General features: G+C 73.5%; 15 protein-coding genes. 4 read left to right on the plus strand and 11 right to left on the minus strand.

Going from position 1 to position 16,679, the window contains the following annotated elements; genetic code table 11:
* Positions 1-7: 7 nt before the first annotated feature.
* Complete coding sequence (locus HPT28_RS10775) at positions 8-1,357, plus strand: CoA transferase (RefSeq protein WP_219090780.1); 1,350 nt, start codon at positions 8-10, stop codon at positions 1,355-1,357.
* A gap of 38 nt (positions 1,358-1,395) precedes the next feature.
* Here HPT28_RS10775 and hemB read toward each other — a convergent pair whose 3' ends face one another.
* The 6 genes from hemB to HPT28_RS10805 form a co-directional block, all read right to left on the minus strand.
* A complete protein-coding gene (gene hemB, locus HPT28_RS10780; protein WP_374226950.1) occupies positions 1,396-2,430 on the minus strand; it encodes a porphobilinogen synthase in 1,035 nt (344 codons plus the stop codon).
* Positions 2,431-2,435: 5 nt separating this feature from the next.
* Positions 2,436-4,037: a uroporphyrinogen-III synthase gene (locus HPT28_RS10785; RefSeq protein WP_219090807.1), complete on the minus strand. Its 1,602-nt coding sequence runs from the start codon at positions 4,035-4,037 to the stop codon at positions 2,436-2,438.
* A 203-nt stretch (positions 4,038-4,240) separates the two neighbouring features.
* On the minus strand, positions 4,241-5,281 hold the full coding sequence (gene hemC, locus HPT28_RS10790; RefSeq protein WP_219090781.1) for a hydroxymethylbilane synthase: 1,041 nt from the start codon (positions 5,279-5,281) through the stop codon (positions 4,241-4,243).
* A complete protein-coding gene (locus HPT28_RS10795; protein WP_219090782.1) occupies positions 5,271-6,596 on the minus strand; it encodes a glutamyl-tRNA reductase in 1,326 nt (441 codons plus the stop codon). The genes hemC and HPT28_RS10795 overlap by 11 nt, the downstream gene beginning before the upstream one ends.
* Positions 6,593-7,420: a redox-sensing transcriptional repressor Rex gene (locus HPT28_RS10800; protein ID WP_219090783.1), complete on the minus strand. Its 828-nt coding sequence runs from the start codon at positions 7,418-7,420 to the stop codon at positions 6,593-6,595. Before HPT28_RS10800 ends, HPT28_RS10795 begins: the two co-directional genes overlap by 4 nt.
* 300 nt (positions 7,421-7,720) lie before the next feature.
* On the minus strand, positions 7,721-7,984 hold the full coding sequence (locus HPT28_RS10805) for a glutaredoxin family protein (protein WP_257578382.1): 264 nt from the start codon (positions 7,982-7,984) through the stop codon (positions 7,721-7,723).
* 80 nt (positions 7,985-8,064) lie between these two features.
* On the opposite strand from HPT28_RS10805, the gene HPT28_RS10810 reads away from it, so the two are divergent.
* The 3 genes from HPT28_RS10810 (at position 8,065) to HPT28_RS10820 (ending at position 11,856) form a co-directional block, all read left to right on the plus strand.
* Positions 8,065-8,967, plus strand: coding sequence for an HAD family phosphatase (locus HPT28_RS10810; protein WP_219090785.1), 903 nt, complete (start codon positions 8,065-8,067; stop codon positions 8,965-8,967).
* Positions 8,968-9,413: 446 nt separating this feature from the next.
* Positions 9,414-10,205: an ECF subfamily RNA polymerase sigma factor, BldN family gene (locus tag HPT28_RS10815; protein ID WP_219090786.1), complete on the plus strand. Its 792-nt coding sequence runs from the start codon at positions 9,414-9,416 to the stop codon at positions 10,203-10,205.
* Positions 10,206-10,566: 361 nt separating this feature from the next.
* Entirely contained in the window at positions 10,567-11,856 is a 1,290-nt protein-coding gene (locus HPT28_RS10820; RefSeq protein ID WP_219090787.1) for a DUF5667 domain-containing protein, read from the plus strand.
* Positions 11,857-11,997: 141 nt separating this feature from the next.
* On the opposite strand, the gene HPT28_RS10825 is transcribed toward HPT28_RS10820, so the two are convergent.
* The 5 genes from HPT28_RS10825 to HPT28_RS10845 form a co-directional block, all read right to left on the minus strand.
* Positions 11,998-13,065, minus strand: coding sequence for a lysophospholipid acyltransferase family protein (locus HPT28_RS10825; RefSeq protein WP_219090788.1), 1,068 nt, complete (start codon positions 13,063-13,065; stop codon positions 11,998-12,000).
* Complete coding sequence (locus tag HPT28_RS10830; RefSeq protein WP_219090789.1) at positions 13,058-14,092, minus strand: NAD-dependent epimerase/dehydratase family protein; 1,035 nt, start codon at positions 14,090-14,092, stop codon at positions 13,058-13,060. The genes HPT28_RS10825 and HPT28_RS10830 overlap by 8 nt, the downstream gene beginning before the upstream one ends.
* Before the next feature lie 244 nt (positions 14,093-14,336).
* Positions 14,337-14,435, minus strand: coding sequence for a 30S ribosomal protein bS22 (locus HPT28_RS10835; RefSeq protein WP_003948845.1), 99 nt, complete (start codon positions 14,433-14,435; stop codon positions 14,337-14,339).
* 119 nt (positions 14,436-14,554) lie between these two features.
* Positions 14,555-14,764, minus strand: a complete 210-nt coding sequence (locus tag HPT28_RS10840; RefSeq protein WP_191211255.1) for a helix-turn-helix domain-containing protein — start codon at positions 14,762-14,764, stop codon at positions 14,555-14,557.
* Between the two features lie 626 nt (positions 14,765-15,390).
* Complete coding sequence (locus HPT28_RS10845; RefSeq protein WP_219090790.1) at positions 15,391-16,563, minus strand: acetoin utilization protein AcuC; 1,173 nt, start codon at positions 16,561-16,563, stop codon at positions 15,391-15,393.
* Between the last annotated feature and the right edge of the window lie 116 nt (positions 16,564-16,679).

Raw genomic sequence — 16,679 nt, forward strand, 5'->3', positions numbered from 1 at the left:
TCACCGCATGACACACGACACGGCCACGGCCGAGGCCTGGGCGGCGCTCGGCGGACCGGCGGAGCTGGCGCGCCGGGTCGCCCACGCGGGCGCGCGCGACGTCCTGCCCGCCCGGCTCCCGGTGCGCGAGCTGGCCCGCGCGACCGTGGGCGCCTGCTCCCTCGCCGCGGCCGAGCTGCTGGCCCGCCGCAACGGCGGCCCGGTGCCGTCGGTCTCCGTCCACGAGAGCGCCGTGGCGACGGCCTTCGTCAGCGAGCGGCACCTGCGGATCGACGGCCGGCGGCCCACCGCGTTCGCCCCGCTGTCCGGGTTCTGGCGCACGGCGGACGGCTGGCTGCGGACCCACGCCAACTACCCGCACCACCGCGCCCGCCTGCTGGCGGCTCTGGACCTGCCGGAGCACACGGACGCCCCCGGGCTGGCCGACGCCCTGGCCCCGACGAGCGCGCGGACCGTGCAGGAGCGGGTGTACGCGGCGGGCGGGCTGGCGGTCGCCGTCGACGCGATGCCGGTCCCGGCCGGACTGCCGCTGGTCGAGCGCCGCGTCCTCGGCACGGGCGGCGCAGTGCGTGCCCTGCCGCCGGCTTCCGTACCCGCGCAGGGGGTGCGCGTGCTCGACCTGACGCGGGTCATCGCGGGCCCCGTGGCCACCCGCACCCTGGCCCTGCTCGGGGCCGACGTCCTGCGCGTGGACCCGCCCCGGCCACGCGAGGACGACGACGCGCACGCCGACACCGGTCTGGGCAAGCGCTCGGCGCGGCTCGACCTGAACGAGCCGGGCGACCGCACCCGCTTCGAGGAACTGCTCGCCGCCGCCGACGTCGTCGTCACCGGCTACCGTCCCGGCGCACTGGACCGGCACGGGCTCGCGCCGGAGGAACTGCTCGCCCGCCGCCCGGGGCTGACCGTGGCCCAGCTCTGCGCGTGGGGCTGGTCGGGTCCCTGGGCCGCACGGCGCGGCTTCGACAGCCTCGTGCAGGCCGCGGGCGGCATCGCCTCGGCCGAGGCGTCCGAGGACGGCACGCCCGGCGCGCTGCCCGCCCAGGCGCTGGACCACGGAACGGGCTACCTGCTCGCGGCGGCCGTCCTGCGCACGCTCACCGAACGCCGGTCGTCGGGTGACGGGCGTCACCTGCGGCTGTCCCTCGCGGGCACCGCCTCCTGGCTGCTGCACGGCCTCCGGCCCGCGCCGCTCGACGGCCCCGCCCACGATCCCGGGCCGTGGCTCGCCACGCTCCCGTCGGCCTACGGACCGCTGCGCCACGCGCTGCCGCCCGTGCACTACGCGGGCGCCCCCCGTACGTGGGAACGCGGCCCGGGCCGCTGGGGCGAGGACGCTCCCGCGTGGGCCCGCTGAGCGCCTCCCGCCGCGGCCGAGCCGTCCGCCTCAAGGGCTCAGCGGCCTTCGTTCAGCCAGCGGGCGGCCTCCGCGGCCCAGTACGTCAGGACGAGCGAGGCGCCCGCGCGGCGGAAGCTCGTCAGCGTCTCCAGAACGGCCCGCTCGCGCTCGATCCAGCCCTTCTCCGCCGCCGCCTCGACCATCGCGTACTCGCCGGAGACCTGGTAGACGCCGACGGGCACGTTCACCTCGCGGGTGAAGTCGCGCAAGACGTCGAGGTAGGGCAGGCCGGGCTTGACCATGACCATGTCGGCGCCCTCGGCGAGGTCGAGCGCCAGCTCGCGCAGCGCCTCGCGACCGCCTGCCGGGTCCTGCTGATAGGTCTTGCGGTCGCCCTTGAGCGAGGAGCCGACGGCCTCGCGAAACGGCCCGAAGAACGCGGAGGCGTACTTCGCCGTGTAGGCGAACATCGCGACGTCGGTGTGCCCGGCCTCGTCCAGGGCCCGGCGCACGTACCCGACCTGGCCGTCCATCATGCCGCTCGGCCCGAGGACGTGCGCCCCGGCCTCGGCCTGGACGCGGGCCATCTCGGCGTACCGCTCCAGCGTGGCGTCGTTGTCGACCCGGCCCTCGGCGTCCAGCACGCCGCAGTGGCCGTGGTCGGTGAACTCGTCCAGGCACAGGTCGGACATGACGACGAGGTCGTCGCCGATCTCCGAGCGCACGTCGCGCAGGGCGCGCTGGAGGATGCCGTCCGGGTCGGTGCCCTGGGAGCCGACGGCGTCCTTGTGTTCGGGGACGCCGAACAGCATCAGCCCGCCGACCCCCGCCGCCGCGGCCTCGACGGCCGCCCTGCGCAGGGTGTCGCGGGTGTGCTGGACGACGCCGGGCATCGAGGACACCGGCACCGGCTCGCTGATGCCCTCCCGGACGAAGGCCGGGAGGATCAGGTCGGCGGGGTGCGGGCGGTGTTCGGCGACCATGCGGCGCATGGCCGGCGTGGTGCGCAGCCGCCGCGGGCGCGCCGCGGGGAAGCCGCCGTAGGCGCTGCCCGCGCCGCCGTACCCACCGCTCCCGGACCTGTCGTTCACGCTGTTCACGACCGGGTTCTCCTCCTCGTCGGCCGCTTCTCGCTCGGCCGCTTGACGGGTTCGCCCGCCTCGACGGCGGCCTTGCGGCGCTGGGTGCCGAACTCGGCGAGGGCCTCGGCCAGGCGGTGCACCGACGGCTCGGGGGCGAGCACGTCGACGCGCAGCCCGTGCTCCTCGGCCGTCTTCGCGGTGGCCGGTCCGATGCAGGCGATGACCGTCACATTGTGCGGCTTGCCGGCGATCCCGACGAGGTTGCGCACGGTGCTGGACGAGGTGAACAGGACGGCGTCGAAGCCACCGCCCTTGATCATCTCACGGGTCTCGGCCGGCGGCGGCGAGGCGCGCACCGTCCGGTAGGCGGTGACGTCGTCCACCTCCCAGCCCAGCTCGATGAGCCCGGCGACCAGCGTCTCGGTGGCGATGTCGGCGCGCGGCAGGAAGACGCGGTCGATCGGGTCGAAGACGGGGTCGTAGGGCGGCCAGTCCTCCAGCAGCCCGGCGGCCGACTGCTCGCCCGAGGGGACGAGGTCGGGCTTGACGCCGAAGTCCACCAGCGCCTTGGCCGTCTGGTCGCCGACGGCGGCGACCTTGATGCCCGCGAAGGCGCGCGCGTCGAGGCCGTACTCCTCGAACTTCTCCCGTACCGCCCTCACCGCGTTGACCGAGGTGAACGCGATCCACTCGTACCGGCCGGTGACCAGGCCCTTGACGGCCCGCTCCATCTGCTGCGGGGTCCGCGGCGGTTCGACGGCGATCGTCGGCACCTCGGCCGGGACGGCGCCGTAGGAACGGAGCTGGTCGGACAGGGAGGCGGCCTGCTCCTTGGTGCGCGGCACCAAAACGTTCCAGCCGAACAGGGGCTTGGACTCGAACCAGGCGAGCTGGTCGCGCTGTGCGGGGGCGCTGCGCTCCCCGACGACGGCTATCACCGGCTGATTGGCCTCGGCGGCAGGCAGCACCTTGGCCTGCTTGAGCGTCTGCTGCAGGGTGCCCAGCGTCGCGCTCCAGGTGCGCTGGCGCGTCGTCGTCCCGGCGACGGTGACGGTGAGCGGAGTGTCGGGCTTGCGCCCGGCGGTCACCAGCTCGGCCGCGGCGGCCGTTACCGAGTCGAGCACGGTGGAGATGACGACGGTGGCGTCGGAGGCGCCCACCTCCGTCCAGCAGCGGGCGTCGGCGGAGCGGGCGTCGATGAAGCGGACGTCCGTGCCGTGCTCGTCGCGCAGCGGCACCCCCGCGTAGGCGGGCACACCGACGGCCGTCGCGATGCCGGGCACCACCTCGAAGGTGATGCCCGCCTCGGCGCAGCCGAGCATCTCGCGGGCGGCGTCGGCGTCCAGCCCGGGGTCGCCGAGCACCGCACGGACGACCCGCTTGCCGGAGCGCGCGGCCGCCATGACAAGATCTGCTGCGACGGCAGATGTGGCGGAAGTCTCGGTCGAGTCGTCTGCCGCCGCCTGTCCGGGCGTGTCCACGCCTGTCCGGGCGTGGGGCCGCACGACGTCGTGCACCTGGGGGTCGGCGACGAGCACGTCGGCGTTGGCCAGGGCCTCGACGGCGCGGAGCGTGAGCAGCCCCGGATCGCCGGGACCGGCGCCGAGGAAGGTCACGTGGCCGTCGGCGCCGTAGAGGTGCCGGTTGGGCGCCGGTGCCGCGGAGACCGGCGCGGTGGCGCCGCGCGCGGTCTTGCCACCGCTACCGGTGGGCGCTGCCGCCGCGGCTGGCGCGGCGTCGGCTTTCGGCGTGTTCGCGTCCGTCCTGCCACGGGACGTGCGGGTCCCGGCCTTGGTCGCGTTCTGGGCGGTGGTGGGGCTCAATGTGCGCGCTCCCCCATCAGACCGGCCGCACCCTTGGCAAGCATCGCGTCGGCGAGATCCCGGCCCAGGCGTTCGGCCCAGGCCCTCTGCTCGTCGGCGGACGCCGGTACGTGACCGGTGGTGGACAGCTGCACCAGCGTCGAGCCGTCGACGGTGCCGACGACGCCACGCAGGCGCATTTCGGTGACAGCCTTCCCGTCACCCTGGAGGTCGGCCAGGGCGCCCACGGGCGCACTGCAACCGGCCTCCAGGGTGGCGAGGAGGGTTCGCTCGGCGGTCACGGCGGCCCGGGTGTGCGGGTCGTCGAGGCCGGCGAGCTGGGCGGCGAGTCGTGCGTCGTTCGCGACGCACTCCACAGCCAGTGCGCCCTGCCCGGGGGCGGGCAGGACGGCGTCGGTGTCGAGCAGCTCGGTCGCCTCGTCCAGGCTGCCGAGGCGGGTCAGGCCCGCGGCCGCGAGGACGACGGCGTCGAGCTCCCCGGAGCGGACGAATCCGATCCGGGTGCCGACGTTCCCCCGAACGGGCACCGTCTCGATCCGGTGGCCCAGCGTACGGGCCCAGGCGTTCAGTTGCGACATCCGTCGCGGCGATCCCGTGCCGATGCGGATGGGGCGGGCGTCCGTGCCCTGGGCGGCGAGCTGCCCGAAGGTGAGGCCGTCGCGGGCGACGAGCGCGTCGCGCGGGTCCACGCGCGGCGGCACGGCCGCGATGGCCAGCCCCTCGGGCTGCTCGGTGGGCAGGTCCTTGAGCGAGTGGACGGCGAGGTCGATCTCCCCGGCCAGCAGCGCGTCCCGCAGAGCGGAGACGAACACCCCGGTACCGCCGATCTGCGCGAGCTGCTCGCGGGAGACGTCACCGTAGGTCGTGATCTCCACGAGCTCGACCTCGCGGCCCGTCAGCCGGGTGACCTCCCGCGCGACCTGGCCGGACTGCGCCATGGCGAGCGCGCTGCGCCGGGTGCCCAGCCGCAGCGGGGGCTCCCCGGCCCGTCCACGCGTCGGTGGGGTGTTCGGTGCGGTGTTCGGTTCAGTGGGCATCGCCGCTCCTGTTCGGCTTGCTGACAGCGGCGACCGTCTGGGGGTCGAGGTCGAAGAGCTCCCGCAGGGCGTCGGCGTAGGAGGCCCCGCCCGGCTCGCCGGCGAGCTGCTTGACCCGCACGGTGGGCGCGTGCAGCAGCTTGTCGACGACGCGGCGCACGGTCTGGGTGATCTCCGCGCGCTCCCGCTCGTCCAGGCCCGGCAGGCGGCCTTCGAGGCGGGCCATCTCTCCGGCGACGAGGTCGGAGGCCATGGTGCGCAGGGCGATGACGGTGGGCGTGATGGTGGCGGCCCGCTGGGCGGCGCCGAAGGCGGCCACCTCGTCGGCGACGATGCGGCGCACCGCGTCCACGTCGGCGGCCATCGGCGCGTCGGCGGCCGCCTCGGCCAACGACTCGATGTCCACCAGCCGGGTGCCCTCGACGCGGTGCACGGCGGCGTCGATGTCCCGGGGCATGGCCAGGTCGAGCAGGGCCAGCGGCGCCTTCCGGCCGGCGACCGCCGTGGCCACGACGGACTGCGGCAGCACGAGACCGGTGGCACCGGTGCAGGAGACGGCGATGTCGGCCGCGGCCAGCTCCGCGGGCACGTCGGCCATGGCGGCGGACCGGCCGCCCAGTGAGGCCGCGAGCCGCTCGGCACGCTCCAACGTCCTGTTGGCGATCACCAGTTCGGCCACACCGGCTCGGGCGAGGGTGGTGGCCGCCAGGGCGGACATGGAGCCGGCGCCGATCACCAGCGCGCGCTTGTCCTTCGCCCAGCGCTCGACGTCCAGGCCCTCGCTCTCGGCGGTGGCGAGCTGCTCCAGACCGAAGGTGACGAGCGACTGGCCGGCCTTGTCGATCCCGGTCTCGCTGTGCGCCCGCTTGCCGACGCGCAGCGCCTGCTGGAACAGGTCGTTGAGCAGCTTGCCGGCGCTGTGCACCTCCTGGGCGAGCGCGAGCGCGTCCTTGATCTGCCCCAGGATCTGGCCCTCGCCGACGACCATCGAGTCCAGGCCGCAGGCCACCGAGAACAGGTGGTGGACGGCCCGGTCCTCGTAGTGGACGTACAGGTAGGGGGTGAGCTCCTCCAGCGCGACGGCGCTGTGCCGCGCGAGCAGCGTGGACAGCTCGGCGACGCCGGCGTGGAACTTGTCCACGTCCGCGTACAGCTCGATGCGGTTGCAGGTGGACAGCACGGCCGCCTCGGTGGCGGGCTCGGCGCCCACGACGTCCGCGAGCAGCGGGCCGCGCACCTCGGGTGCGAGAGCCGCGCGCTCCAGCACGCTGACGGGTGCGCTGCGGTGGCTCAGACCGACGACGAGCAGGCTCATGCCGGCATCACGGCGGGGACATCCCCGTCCGGCCCTGCCTCGCTGTCGTTGCCCGCGCCCGCCTCGCCACCGGCGTCCGCGGCACCCCGGCGCGTCACGGAGACGGCGGGGGGCGCGGCCGGGGCCGCGGTGTCCTGCCCTGCGGCCTCCCCGGCCTCCAGCTCTCCGGACTTGCGCTGCTCGTGGAAGGCGAGGATCTGGAGCTCTATCGAGAGGTCCACCTTGCGCACGTCCACGCCCTCCGGCACGGACAGCACGGTGGGCGCGAAGTTCAGGATGGACGTCACCCCGGCGGCCACCAGGCGGTCGCACACCTGCTGCGCGGCGCCCGCAGGGGTGGCGATGACGCCGATGGAGACGCCGTTGTCCTCGATGATCCGCTCCAGGCGGTCGGTGTGCTCGACCCCGATCCCGGCCACGACCTTGCCCGTCATCGCGGGGTCGGCGTCGATGAGCGAGGCGACGCGGAAGCCGCGGGAGGCGAAGCCGCCGTAGTTGGCCAGGGCGGCGCCGAGGTTACCGATACCGACGATGACGACGGGCCAGTCCTGGGTGAGCCCCAGCTCGCGGGAGATCTGGTAGACGAGGTACTCGACGTCGTAGCCGACGCCGCGGGTGCCGTAGGAGCCCAGGTAGGAGAAGTCCTTGCGAAGCTTGGCCGAGTTCACCCCGGCCGCGGCGGCCAGCTCCTCCGACGAGACCGTGGGCACCGAGCGCTCGGAGAGCGCCGTCAGGGCCCGCAGGTACAGCGGAAGTCGGGCGACGGTAGCCTCGGGAATCCCTCGGCTCCGGGTCGCCGGTCGGTGGTTTCGGCCAGTTGCCACGGTGCTCCTGCCGTTTGCTCCTAGGGGCGCCGCCCAACATCGGCTGGGTGAGGCACCCCCGCGTCAGCTGGGGGCGGGAGCGGTTCCGCCTGCCAGGGCCCGCCCCGGTACCGCTCCGTCCCTCACAGGCTATGCCTTTGTGAAAGCGTGCACAAAGATAGTGTCCGATTTGTCCGTGCGAAGTGATCGGCGCCACACGCGCCAATCCGGACACCAGGGCACACACCTCCCCGATTTCCGGCCCGTGACGGGAACCGATCCGGCACCCGTCCCGACCGCGCACCCGCACCCCGTCATCGCTCAGCCCACCAGGGCCCTGCGCAGCCGCACCGGATCGACACGCCAGAAGTCGTGCTGCGCGCCGTCGACCAGGACGACCGGGATCTGCTCCCAGTACCGGCGGTACAGCTCGGCGTCCTGCTCGATGTCCTTCTCCTCGACCGCCGCCCCGGTCTCGGCGCACACGGCGGTGACGATCTCCCGGGCGTCGTCACACAGATGACAGCCGGGCTTGCCGATGAGGGTCACGGTGCGGCCCGCGGCGGGCGCTTCTGGGGTCTCCATGGGAACCATTGTCCAGCCGGACGGGACCGGGACATCCGGCCGTAACCGGAGCGCGAACGTCCGATGGCTATGCTCGCCACATGGGTGCACTGGCATGGCTCACCCCCCGTAAGCGAACCGCCACCGAGGCGAGCGTCCTCGCCGGCGAGGCGTCCGCCGAGGCCGCGCGCAAGTCCGGACACGCGGAACCGGATTTCCCCGTCGCCGGAGACGTCCGCGCGGCGGCGTTCTTCGACCTCGACAACACCGTCATGCAGGGCGCCGCCCTCTTCCACTTCGGCCGCGGCCTCTACAAGCGCCGCTTCTTCGAGACGCGGGAGCTGGCACGCTTCGCCTGGCAGCAGACGTACTTCCGCCTCGTGGGCACCGAGAACCCCGAGCACATGGCCGAGGTGCGGGCCAGCGCGCTGTCCATCGTCAAGGGCCACCGGGTCGCGGAGCTCATGGCCATCGGCGAGGAGATCTACGACGAGTACATGGCCGGCCGCATCTGGCCCGGCACCCGGGCTCTGGCCCAGGCCCACCTGGACGCGGGCCAGAAGGTCTGGCTCGTGACCGCCGCCCCGGTGGAGACGGCCACGATCATCGCCCAGCGGCTCGGCCTGACCGGCGCCCTCGGCACCGTGGCCGAGTCGGTCGGCGGCGTCTACACCGGACGCCTGGTCGGCGAGCCGCTGCACGGCCCGGCCAAGGCGGAGGCCGTCCGCGCGCTCGCCGCGGCCGAGGGGCTCGACCTCGCCCGCTGCGCCGCCTACAGCGACTCGGTCAACGACATCCCGATGCTCTCGCTCGTCGGCTACCCGTACGCGATCAACCCGGACAGCCGCCTGCGCGAGCACGCCCGGGACAACGGCTGGCGGCTGCGGGACTACCGGACCGGGCGGAAGGCGGCCCGCGTGGGCCTGCCCGCGGCGGCCGGGGTCGGCGCGGTCGCGGGAGGCGCGGCGGCGGCCGTCGCGCTCCGGCGGCGGCTCTCACTCTGAACCCGGCCGCCCGCCGGGCGGGCCCGCCCGCCTCGGCCGCTCTCGTCCGGCCGCCACGGCGCACCGCCACCACGCACCGGGGTCCGGCCGCATGACCAGCCGGCTCGCTGCACCGTCCGGCCTGCCCCGCCGCTCGGGTTCCGGCGGGGCATCAGGCCATTCTTCCCGGCGCGAGGCAGGGTAGTCCACCACGGGCGACACATACTCAACTCGGCCTGAAACAGACCGAACTTGATACCAGAACGATCAAAGGATGCCGCACGTTCGATTCCTGATCGAGCATCAATGCGTAACAGAACAAACCGAATCGGTGATTTGAGCAACTAGGCGTAGTGCGGCCAGTACTAAGGGTTATTCTCCTCAGACGTAATCCGGTGCCAAACGTCCCACCATCGGACGGTCGGTCCCGCACTGCACGTGATGGAAGCTCTGCCTCTGGGAGTCCCGTGTACCCACACGTCGGGGTTGACGCCTCGGGCCTGGCCAGGCTGCGCGATACGGTCGCCGACCGGCTGCGCTCGCTCGTCCCCACCGCCTACGCCGTCCCGGCCCTCGCCGGGGCCGTCCCCGCACACCCCGCCTACGCGCTCGCCGACGGGGCCGCCGGCACCGTCGGCGCCAGCGCGCTCGGCAGACGAAGCCGCGCCGGAGCCGCTGGCACCTCGACCGCCCGCCGCCCGGTGGACGGCGACAGCCGTCGCATGATGGACCTGGTCGAACGGGCCCAGGGCGGCGAGGCCGACGCCTTCGGCATGCTCTACGACCAGTACGCGGACACCGTCTACCGCTACATCTACTACCGGGTGGGCAGCCGGGCCACCGCCGAGGACCTGACCAGCGAGACCTTTCTGCGCGCCCTGCGCCGCATCGGCACGTTCACCTGGCAGGGCCGCGACTTCGGCGCCTGGCTGGTGACGATCGCGCGTAACCTGGTGGCCGACCACTTCAAGTCCAGCCGCTTCCGGCTGGAGGTGACGACGGGCGAGATGCTCGACGCCAACGAGGTCGAGCGCAGCCCCGAGGAGTCGGTTCTGGAGCGGCTGTCCAACGACACGCTGCTCGACGCCGTCCGCCGGCTCAACCCGCAGCAGCAGGAGTGCGTGACCCTGCGCTTCCTGCACGGGCTCTCGGTCGCGGAGACGGCACGGATCATGGGCAAGAACGAAGGAGCGATCAAGACCCTCCAGTACCGGGCCGTGCGCACCCTGGCCCGGCTGCTCCCGGACGACGCCCGCTGAACGCCCCCGACCCCGTCCGGGCCCCCGCTCACGCTCGCGGCCCCCGGACCCCGGGCCCCGGGGGCCCGGCTCACGGTTCCCGGCTCCGGGTGCCCGAGCCTCGGGCCGCTGGGCCCGGGCGGGGCGACCGGGCCCCGCTATCTCACTCCAGGCAACGATCAATGACCTCTGCGTCACCTTCTTCATCACATCATCGCCCCTCCGTAACCCGGACGCACTGCCGCTCGTTGGGGGGTGTGCAGACTCCCCGTGGTCCCGATTCGTCCACTCGATCTCACTCTTTCGGGTGTAACGAAACGGGTCACGCAACCACCCGAACGGTCCTGGGAGTCAACCGTGCTGACGTAAGGAGGTGCCGCCCGTGATCGGCTCCGTGTCCACGAACCGGCGGGCCAACGCCTTCGCCCAGGCGCTCGAAGAGCGGGCCGGGTCGACGGCGGACGATGCCGAGGCCGCCCCGCGGGGCGTGGCGGCCACCCCGAACTCCGGGCCAGCGGCTTCCGACGCGCCCGCCGCGTCGCCCGCCCCGGCCCGGGGCGGGCCCGCGGAGGAGGCCGAGCAGCGGGCCATGCTGGCGCTCGCCGAGGGGCTCGGCTCCCTCCCCGCCCCCGAGCTGGACCCAGAGGTCAAGGCCGTCCAGCGCGCCCAGCTCGTCGCCGCGATGGAGAACCAGTTCGCCGGCAAGGGCACCCACGTGCCCGAGCAGCGTGGGCGTTCCGGGAAGGGAGCCCACCGCGCCCCGGCCCTGGGCCGCTTCAAGCCGCGGACCCGGCTCGGCAAGGGCCTCGCGGCGGGCGGGCTGACGGTCGGCGTCGCGGCCGGAGCCTTCACCGGCGTCGCCGCCGCCAGCACGAACGCCCTGCCCGGCGACACGCTCTACGGCCTCAAGCGCGGCATGGAGGACCTCAAGCTCGACATGGCGGGGAACGACTCCGACCGCGGCGTCCTCTACCTCGACCACGCCTCCACCCGCCTCAACGAAGCCCGTCGGCTCATGGAGCGCGGGCGCGAGGGCGCGTTGGACCACGAGTCGCTCGGCGAGGTCCGCAACGCGCTCAACTCCATGCGGAGCAACGCCTCCGAGGGGCACCGGCTGCTCAGCGGCGTCTACGAGCGCGACGGCGACCTCGCGCCCATGCGCTCCCTCTCCTCGTTCGCCCAGTCCCACCGCGACACGTGGGTACAGCTCCGCGACCGGCTGCCCGTCCAGCTCCAGGGCGTCGGCGACGAGGTCAACTCGGTGTTCGACGCCATAAACGAGGACGTCGAACCGCTGCGGGACGAGCTGTTGCCCCCGGCCGGGGACGGAGCGAACCGGGAGTCGGCACCCGGTTCGGAGGAGGGCACGGTCGAGAACTACCGCACGGAGCCCTCGAACCCCTCTTCCGGAGCCGGCGCACCCGGCCAGGGCGGCGAGGGCTCGCCGGACTCCGGGCGCGAGCCCAGCCCCACCGAGTCCGGCGAGGGCAGCGAGACGCCGGGGGACGGGCTCATCGGCGGCGACCCCGGCCTCCTCGACCCGCTCCCCACCGACCCGGAAGGCTCCCTGACGGGCGGCGTCGATCCGCTCCCGGGGCCGGACGTCACCATCCCGCCCCTCCTCCCGGGCGGGCTCCCCGGCCTCGGCGTGGACGTCGAGGACACGCCGTAGCCGCGGACCGTGGCCGGTCGGCCCGCGTCGACGCGTCGAAACCGGGCACGTCGACGCGGGCCGCCGTTTCGGGCCCGCGTCGGGCCCCCGTCGGTGGGCGCCTCGGGGCCTGCTTCGGGGGGCGCCTCGGGGAGGCGACCGTCAGAAGAACACCGACCGGCGCCGGACCAGGAGTTGGTACAGCGTGCGCTGGATGGTCTCGCGCACCTGATCGGTGAGGTTGAACATCAGCATCGGGTCGTCCGCGGCCCCCGGCGCGTACCCGTCCGTCGGGATCGGCTCACCGAACTCGATCGTCCACTTCGTCGGCAGCGGCACCGCGCCCAGCGGCCCGAGCCAGGGGAACGCCGGGGTGAGCGGGAAGTACGGCAGTCCCAACACCCGGGCCAGGGTCTTCGCGTTGCCGACCATCGGGTAGATCTCCTCCGCGCCGACGATGGAACACGGCACGATCGGCACCCCCGCCCGCAGCGCCGTCGAGACGAACCCGCCCCGCCCGAAACGCTGAAGCTTGTAGCGGTCGGCGAAGGGCTTCCCGATGCCCTTGTACCCCTCCGGCATCACCCCCACCAGATCCCCGCCCGCGAGCAGCCGCTCGGCGTCCTCGGTGCACGCCAGCGTGTGCCCCGCCTTCCGGGCCAGCTCCCCCACCACCGGCAGCGTGAACACCAGGTCGGCGGCGAGCAGGCGCAGATGCCGGCCGGCCGGGTGGTGGTCGTGCACGGCCACCTGGAGCATGAGCCCGTCCCAGGGCAGCGTCCCGGAGTGGTTGGCGACGACCAGGGCGCCGCCGTGCGCCGGCAGGTTCCCGACGCCCCGCACCTCCACCCGGAAGTACTTCTCGTACACCGGGCGCAGCAGCGACATCAGCACCTGGTCGGTGAGCTCGGCGTCGTAGCCGAACGCGTCGACGGCGTACTCCCCGGTGAGCCGCCGCCGGAGGAACGAGAGCCCCGCGGCGGCCCGGCGGTCCCACCCCGTCCCGAGCAGGCGGTCGAGCCAGGGGGCCTCGCCCCCCGGGTCGGTCGGCCGGCCCGCGCCCGGCTCCCCCGGCGAACCGTCCACCGGTTCCGGGTCCGCCGGCTCCGGGACGGACGCCGGCTCGGGGGTGGGCGGGCGCTCCCCGGGCGGCGGCGACGGGTGCGGGACGCCCCGCGCGCGCCGCCGGGCCCGGTCGTCGTCGAAGGGGATGACCTTGGCATCAGGCACGGCGGACCGCCTCCTCGAACCGGTCGACTGCGCCGGCGACGGCCCGCGGGGGCAACAGCCCCGGCCCGTGCCGTCCGGCGAAGTCGGCGAGAGCCTCGGCGGTGGTGTACTCCGGCGAGAAGCCCAACGTCTCCCGCGTCAACGCTGTACTCACCACCCGCCCGTGGGTGAGCAGCCGGACGTACTCCGGCGAGAAGTCGGCGATCCCGACGGTGCGCAGGGCCGTCCCGGCCCAGCTCAGCGCCGGCCGGGCAAGGGGCAGCACGGGACGGCCCAACCGCCGCGCGCACTGGGAGAGCAGCAGCACACCGTCACCGGCGACGTTGAACGTCCCCGCCGCGAGCGAGCCGCTACGCGGCTCCCCGGCCGCGAGCTCCAGCGCCGCCAGAGCGTCGTCCTCGTGGACGAACTGCAGCCGCGGATCGTAGCCGAGGACGGTGGGCAGCACCGGGAGGGCGAGGTAGCCCGCCAGCGCCTCGTCGGCGGCGGGCCCGAGGATGTCGGCGAACCGCAGGACCGTGACGGCGACATCGGGACGTCGCCGGGCGAAGCCGCGCACGTACTCCTCGACCTCGACCGTGTCCTTGGCGAAGCCGCCACCGGGCACGCTGCCCGACACCGTCGTCTCCCGGCACACGGCCGGATCGCGTGGAGCACCGCCGTAGACGTGGGTACTGGACCGCACCACCAGCCGCCGCACACCCGGTGCCTTCTGACAGGCACCGAGTAACTGCATCGTGCCGATGACGTTGGTCTCCTTGACGGTGACACGGCTGCGGCGGCGCGTGGACGTGTTACCGCCGACGTCGAGGTGGACGACGGTGTTCACGCCCCGTCGCGCGATCAGCGTGCCGACCGCCGGGTGCCGGATGTCCGTCTCGACGAACTCGGCGTCCCCGATCGGGTGCTGGGGTTCCACGGTGTCCACGGCCAGGACCGCGTCGACTCCCTCGGCACGCTGGAGTCGGCGGATCAGCCGACCACTCAGCCGTCGAGCGGCTCCGGTGACGAGAACGACCTGGCCCACGTGCCCTCCCTCACAGCCGCTACATCCCCGCGGTCACCGTATCGGGTCGACGTTTCGCGGCCGTGACCGAACCTGCGCGCGGCCCATGCGCCGCGTGGAGCCCCGCGCAACGTGGAGCCCCGCGCCCGCGTGGAGCCCCGCGTGGGGCCTCCGCGCCCGGAAACGCCGCGGCCCTCCCGTCGCCGTTTCGCGCGGGAGGGCCAAGGCGGGCCGGTCCTTCAGGACCTGCGTGTGAGGCGTTCGCTCACTTCTTGTTGCGACGCTGCACACGCGTGCGCTTGAGCAGCTTGCGGTGCTTCTTCTTCGCCATCCGCTTGCGCCGCTTCTTGATAACAGAGCCCACGACTACCCTCGCTCACTTGATCACTCGGTGCGGGGCGTCCGAGCCCACACGACCTACGGGGCCCCAGCCTACCCGGCACCGAGTGATGGTCGTAATCCGAGGGCTTTCGAGAACCTGTCTCAGGCGCTTTCCACCCCCACATACGACTGTTGGAGGTATTCGTGGACGGCGTTCTCCGGGACCCGGAACGAACGACCGACCCGGATAGCCGGCAGATGACCGCTGTGCACCAAGCGGTACACGGTCATCTTGGACACGCGCATCACCGCGGCCACTTCCGCCACGGTCAGAAAGTTGACCTCGCTGAGAGGCTTCTCACCAGCAGCCATGTCACACCTGAACCTTTCGCACATGTCGGGCACCGGCTTCCCCTCCGATGCACCTGCTCGCATGCGCGCTCCTCCCCAGATTAGGGGCGGGTGATGCAAGTGGGGAAGAGGAGTAGCGATCGGCCTCCTACTGTGACAGACGGGAGCGTTTGAGTACATAGCGCGTGCGCGGCCGGTAGTGGGCGGGCGGCACAGCGTCATCGCCGGTCACGTCCCCGCGGAACTCGGCCCGGCGCGGACGCCGCGGCCGCGCTCCCGTCGCCCGTCCTCTCTGTGAACACCCCCGCCGACCTGCGCGGCAGCCCCGTGGTCAGGTGGGCACCCACACCTCGGAGCCTGATTCCCCGAGATCGGAAAGCCACCGCCTCCGGCGCCCGGAGCACCGGGGGCGCGGGGCCGCACGCCGGTCGCACCAGGGGCGCACTGAGGCACATTGATCGCGGCACGTGCGACTCCTCCTACGTAGGACAACGTGCACGCGCCTACGCCGAAACATGCCGCCAAGTCGATACATCGTCTTGCGACACCTCCTGGACAGGAGGGGTGACGGGCCGTCTGATCCGGCGTCAGAACCCCGCCCGTAGCCGCCTCGCCCGGTCAGCCGGGTCACTCGGCGCCGTGGACCGCTACGGCAGGAGACCGTGGGCGGGGAAGACCACGCGGCGGGCGGACAGCACCGCCTGGTCCAACGCGTCGGCCGGGTCGTAGCCCGACTCCGCCCAGTCACGCCACACCGGATCGCGCCCGTCCGTCATCCTGCGCGGAGCCTGCACCCTCGTCGCCGCGTACACCTGGTGCCGCCACTCCTCCGGCACCACCGTGTCCGGCGCGATCGGCGCGCCGGCCGCGATGGCCACCAGGTGCGTCCACGTCCGCGGCACGACGTCCACGACCGCGTACCCCCCGCCGCCCAGCGCGAGCCACCGCCCGTCCGCGTACTGGTGCGCCCACTCGTGCAGCGCCGACGCGGCGGCCCGCTGCGCGTCGACCGTCACCGCCAGATGCGCCAGCGGGTCCTCCAGGTGTGTGTCGGCGCCGTGCTGGGTGACCAGTACGGTCGGCCGGAAGGCCGCCAGCAGTTCGGGAACGACGGCGTGCAGGGCCCGCAGCCAGCCGCCGTCCGCCGTCCCGGGCGGCAACGCCACGTTGACCGCCGACCCCTCGGCCGCGGGACCGCCCGACTCCTCGGCCCGGCCCGTGCCGGGGAACAGCGTCCGGGGGTGCTCGTGCAGGGAGACGGTCAGCACCCGGGGGTCGTCCCAGAACACCCTCTCCACGCCGTCACCGTGGTGGACGTCGATGTCCACGTAGGCCACCCGCTCCGCCCCCAGTTCCAGCAGCCGGGCGATGGCGAGGGCGGCGTCGTTGTAGATGCAGAAGCCGGAGGCCGTACCGGGCATCGCGTGATGCAGACCGCCGGCGAAGTTGACCGCGTGCTGCACCTCACCGCGCCACACGGCCTCGGCGCCGGCGATGGACTGCCCCGCGATCAGTGCGGAAGCCTCGTGCATCCCGGCGAAGGCCGGGTCGTCCTCGGTACCGAGACCATAAGAGCCGTCGGCCCTGCCGGGCTCCGCCGACACCCGTCGGACGGCGTCGATGTAGTCCTGGCGATGGACCAGCCCCAGCGTGGAGGCCCCGGCCGGACTGGCCGCCCGTACCTCGGTCTTCGCGTCGAGCCCGAAGGCCTCGACCAGCCGCATCGTCAGGGCCAGCCGAACCGGGTCCATGGGATGCCCCGAGCCGAAGTCGTAGCCGGTCACCGCTTCGTCCCACATCACGCGCGCTGTTCCCGTCATACGGCACACGGTATCGACAGCGGGTACAACAAAACAGCACTGTGGTCCACGGCACAGGGGCTCCGTGTTGTCGGGTGCGCAGACCCGGAACACAAAAAAGCCCGGGGCCCTGGACA

The organism is Streptomyces sp. JJ38 (assembly GCF_019303475.1).
Lineage (GTDB): Bacteria > Actinomycetota > Actinomycetes > Streptomycetales > Streptomycetaceae > Streptomyces.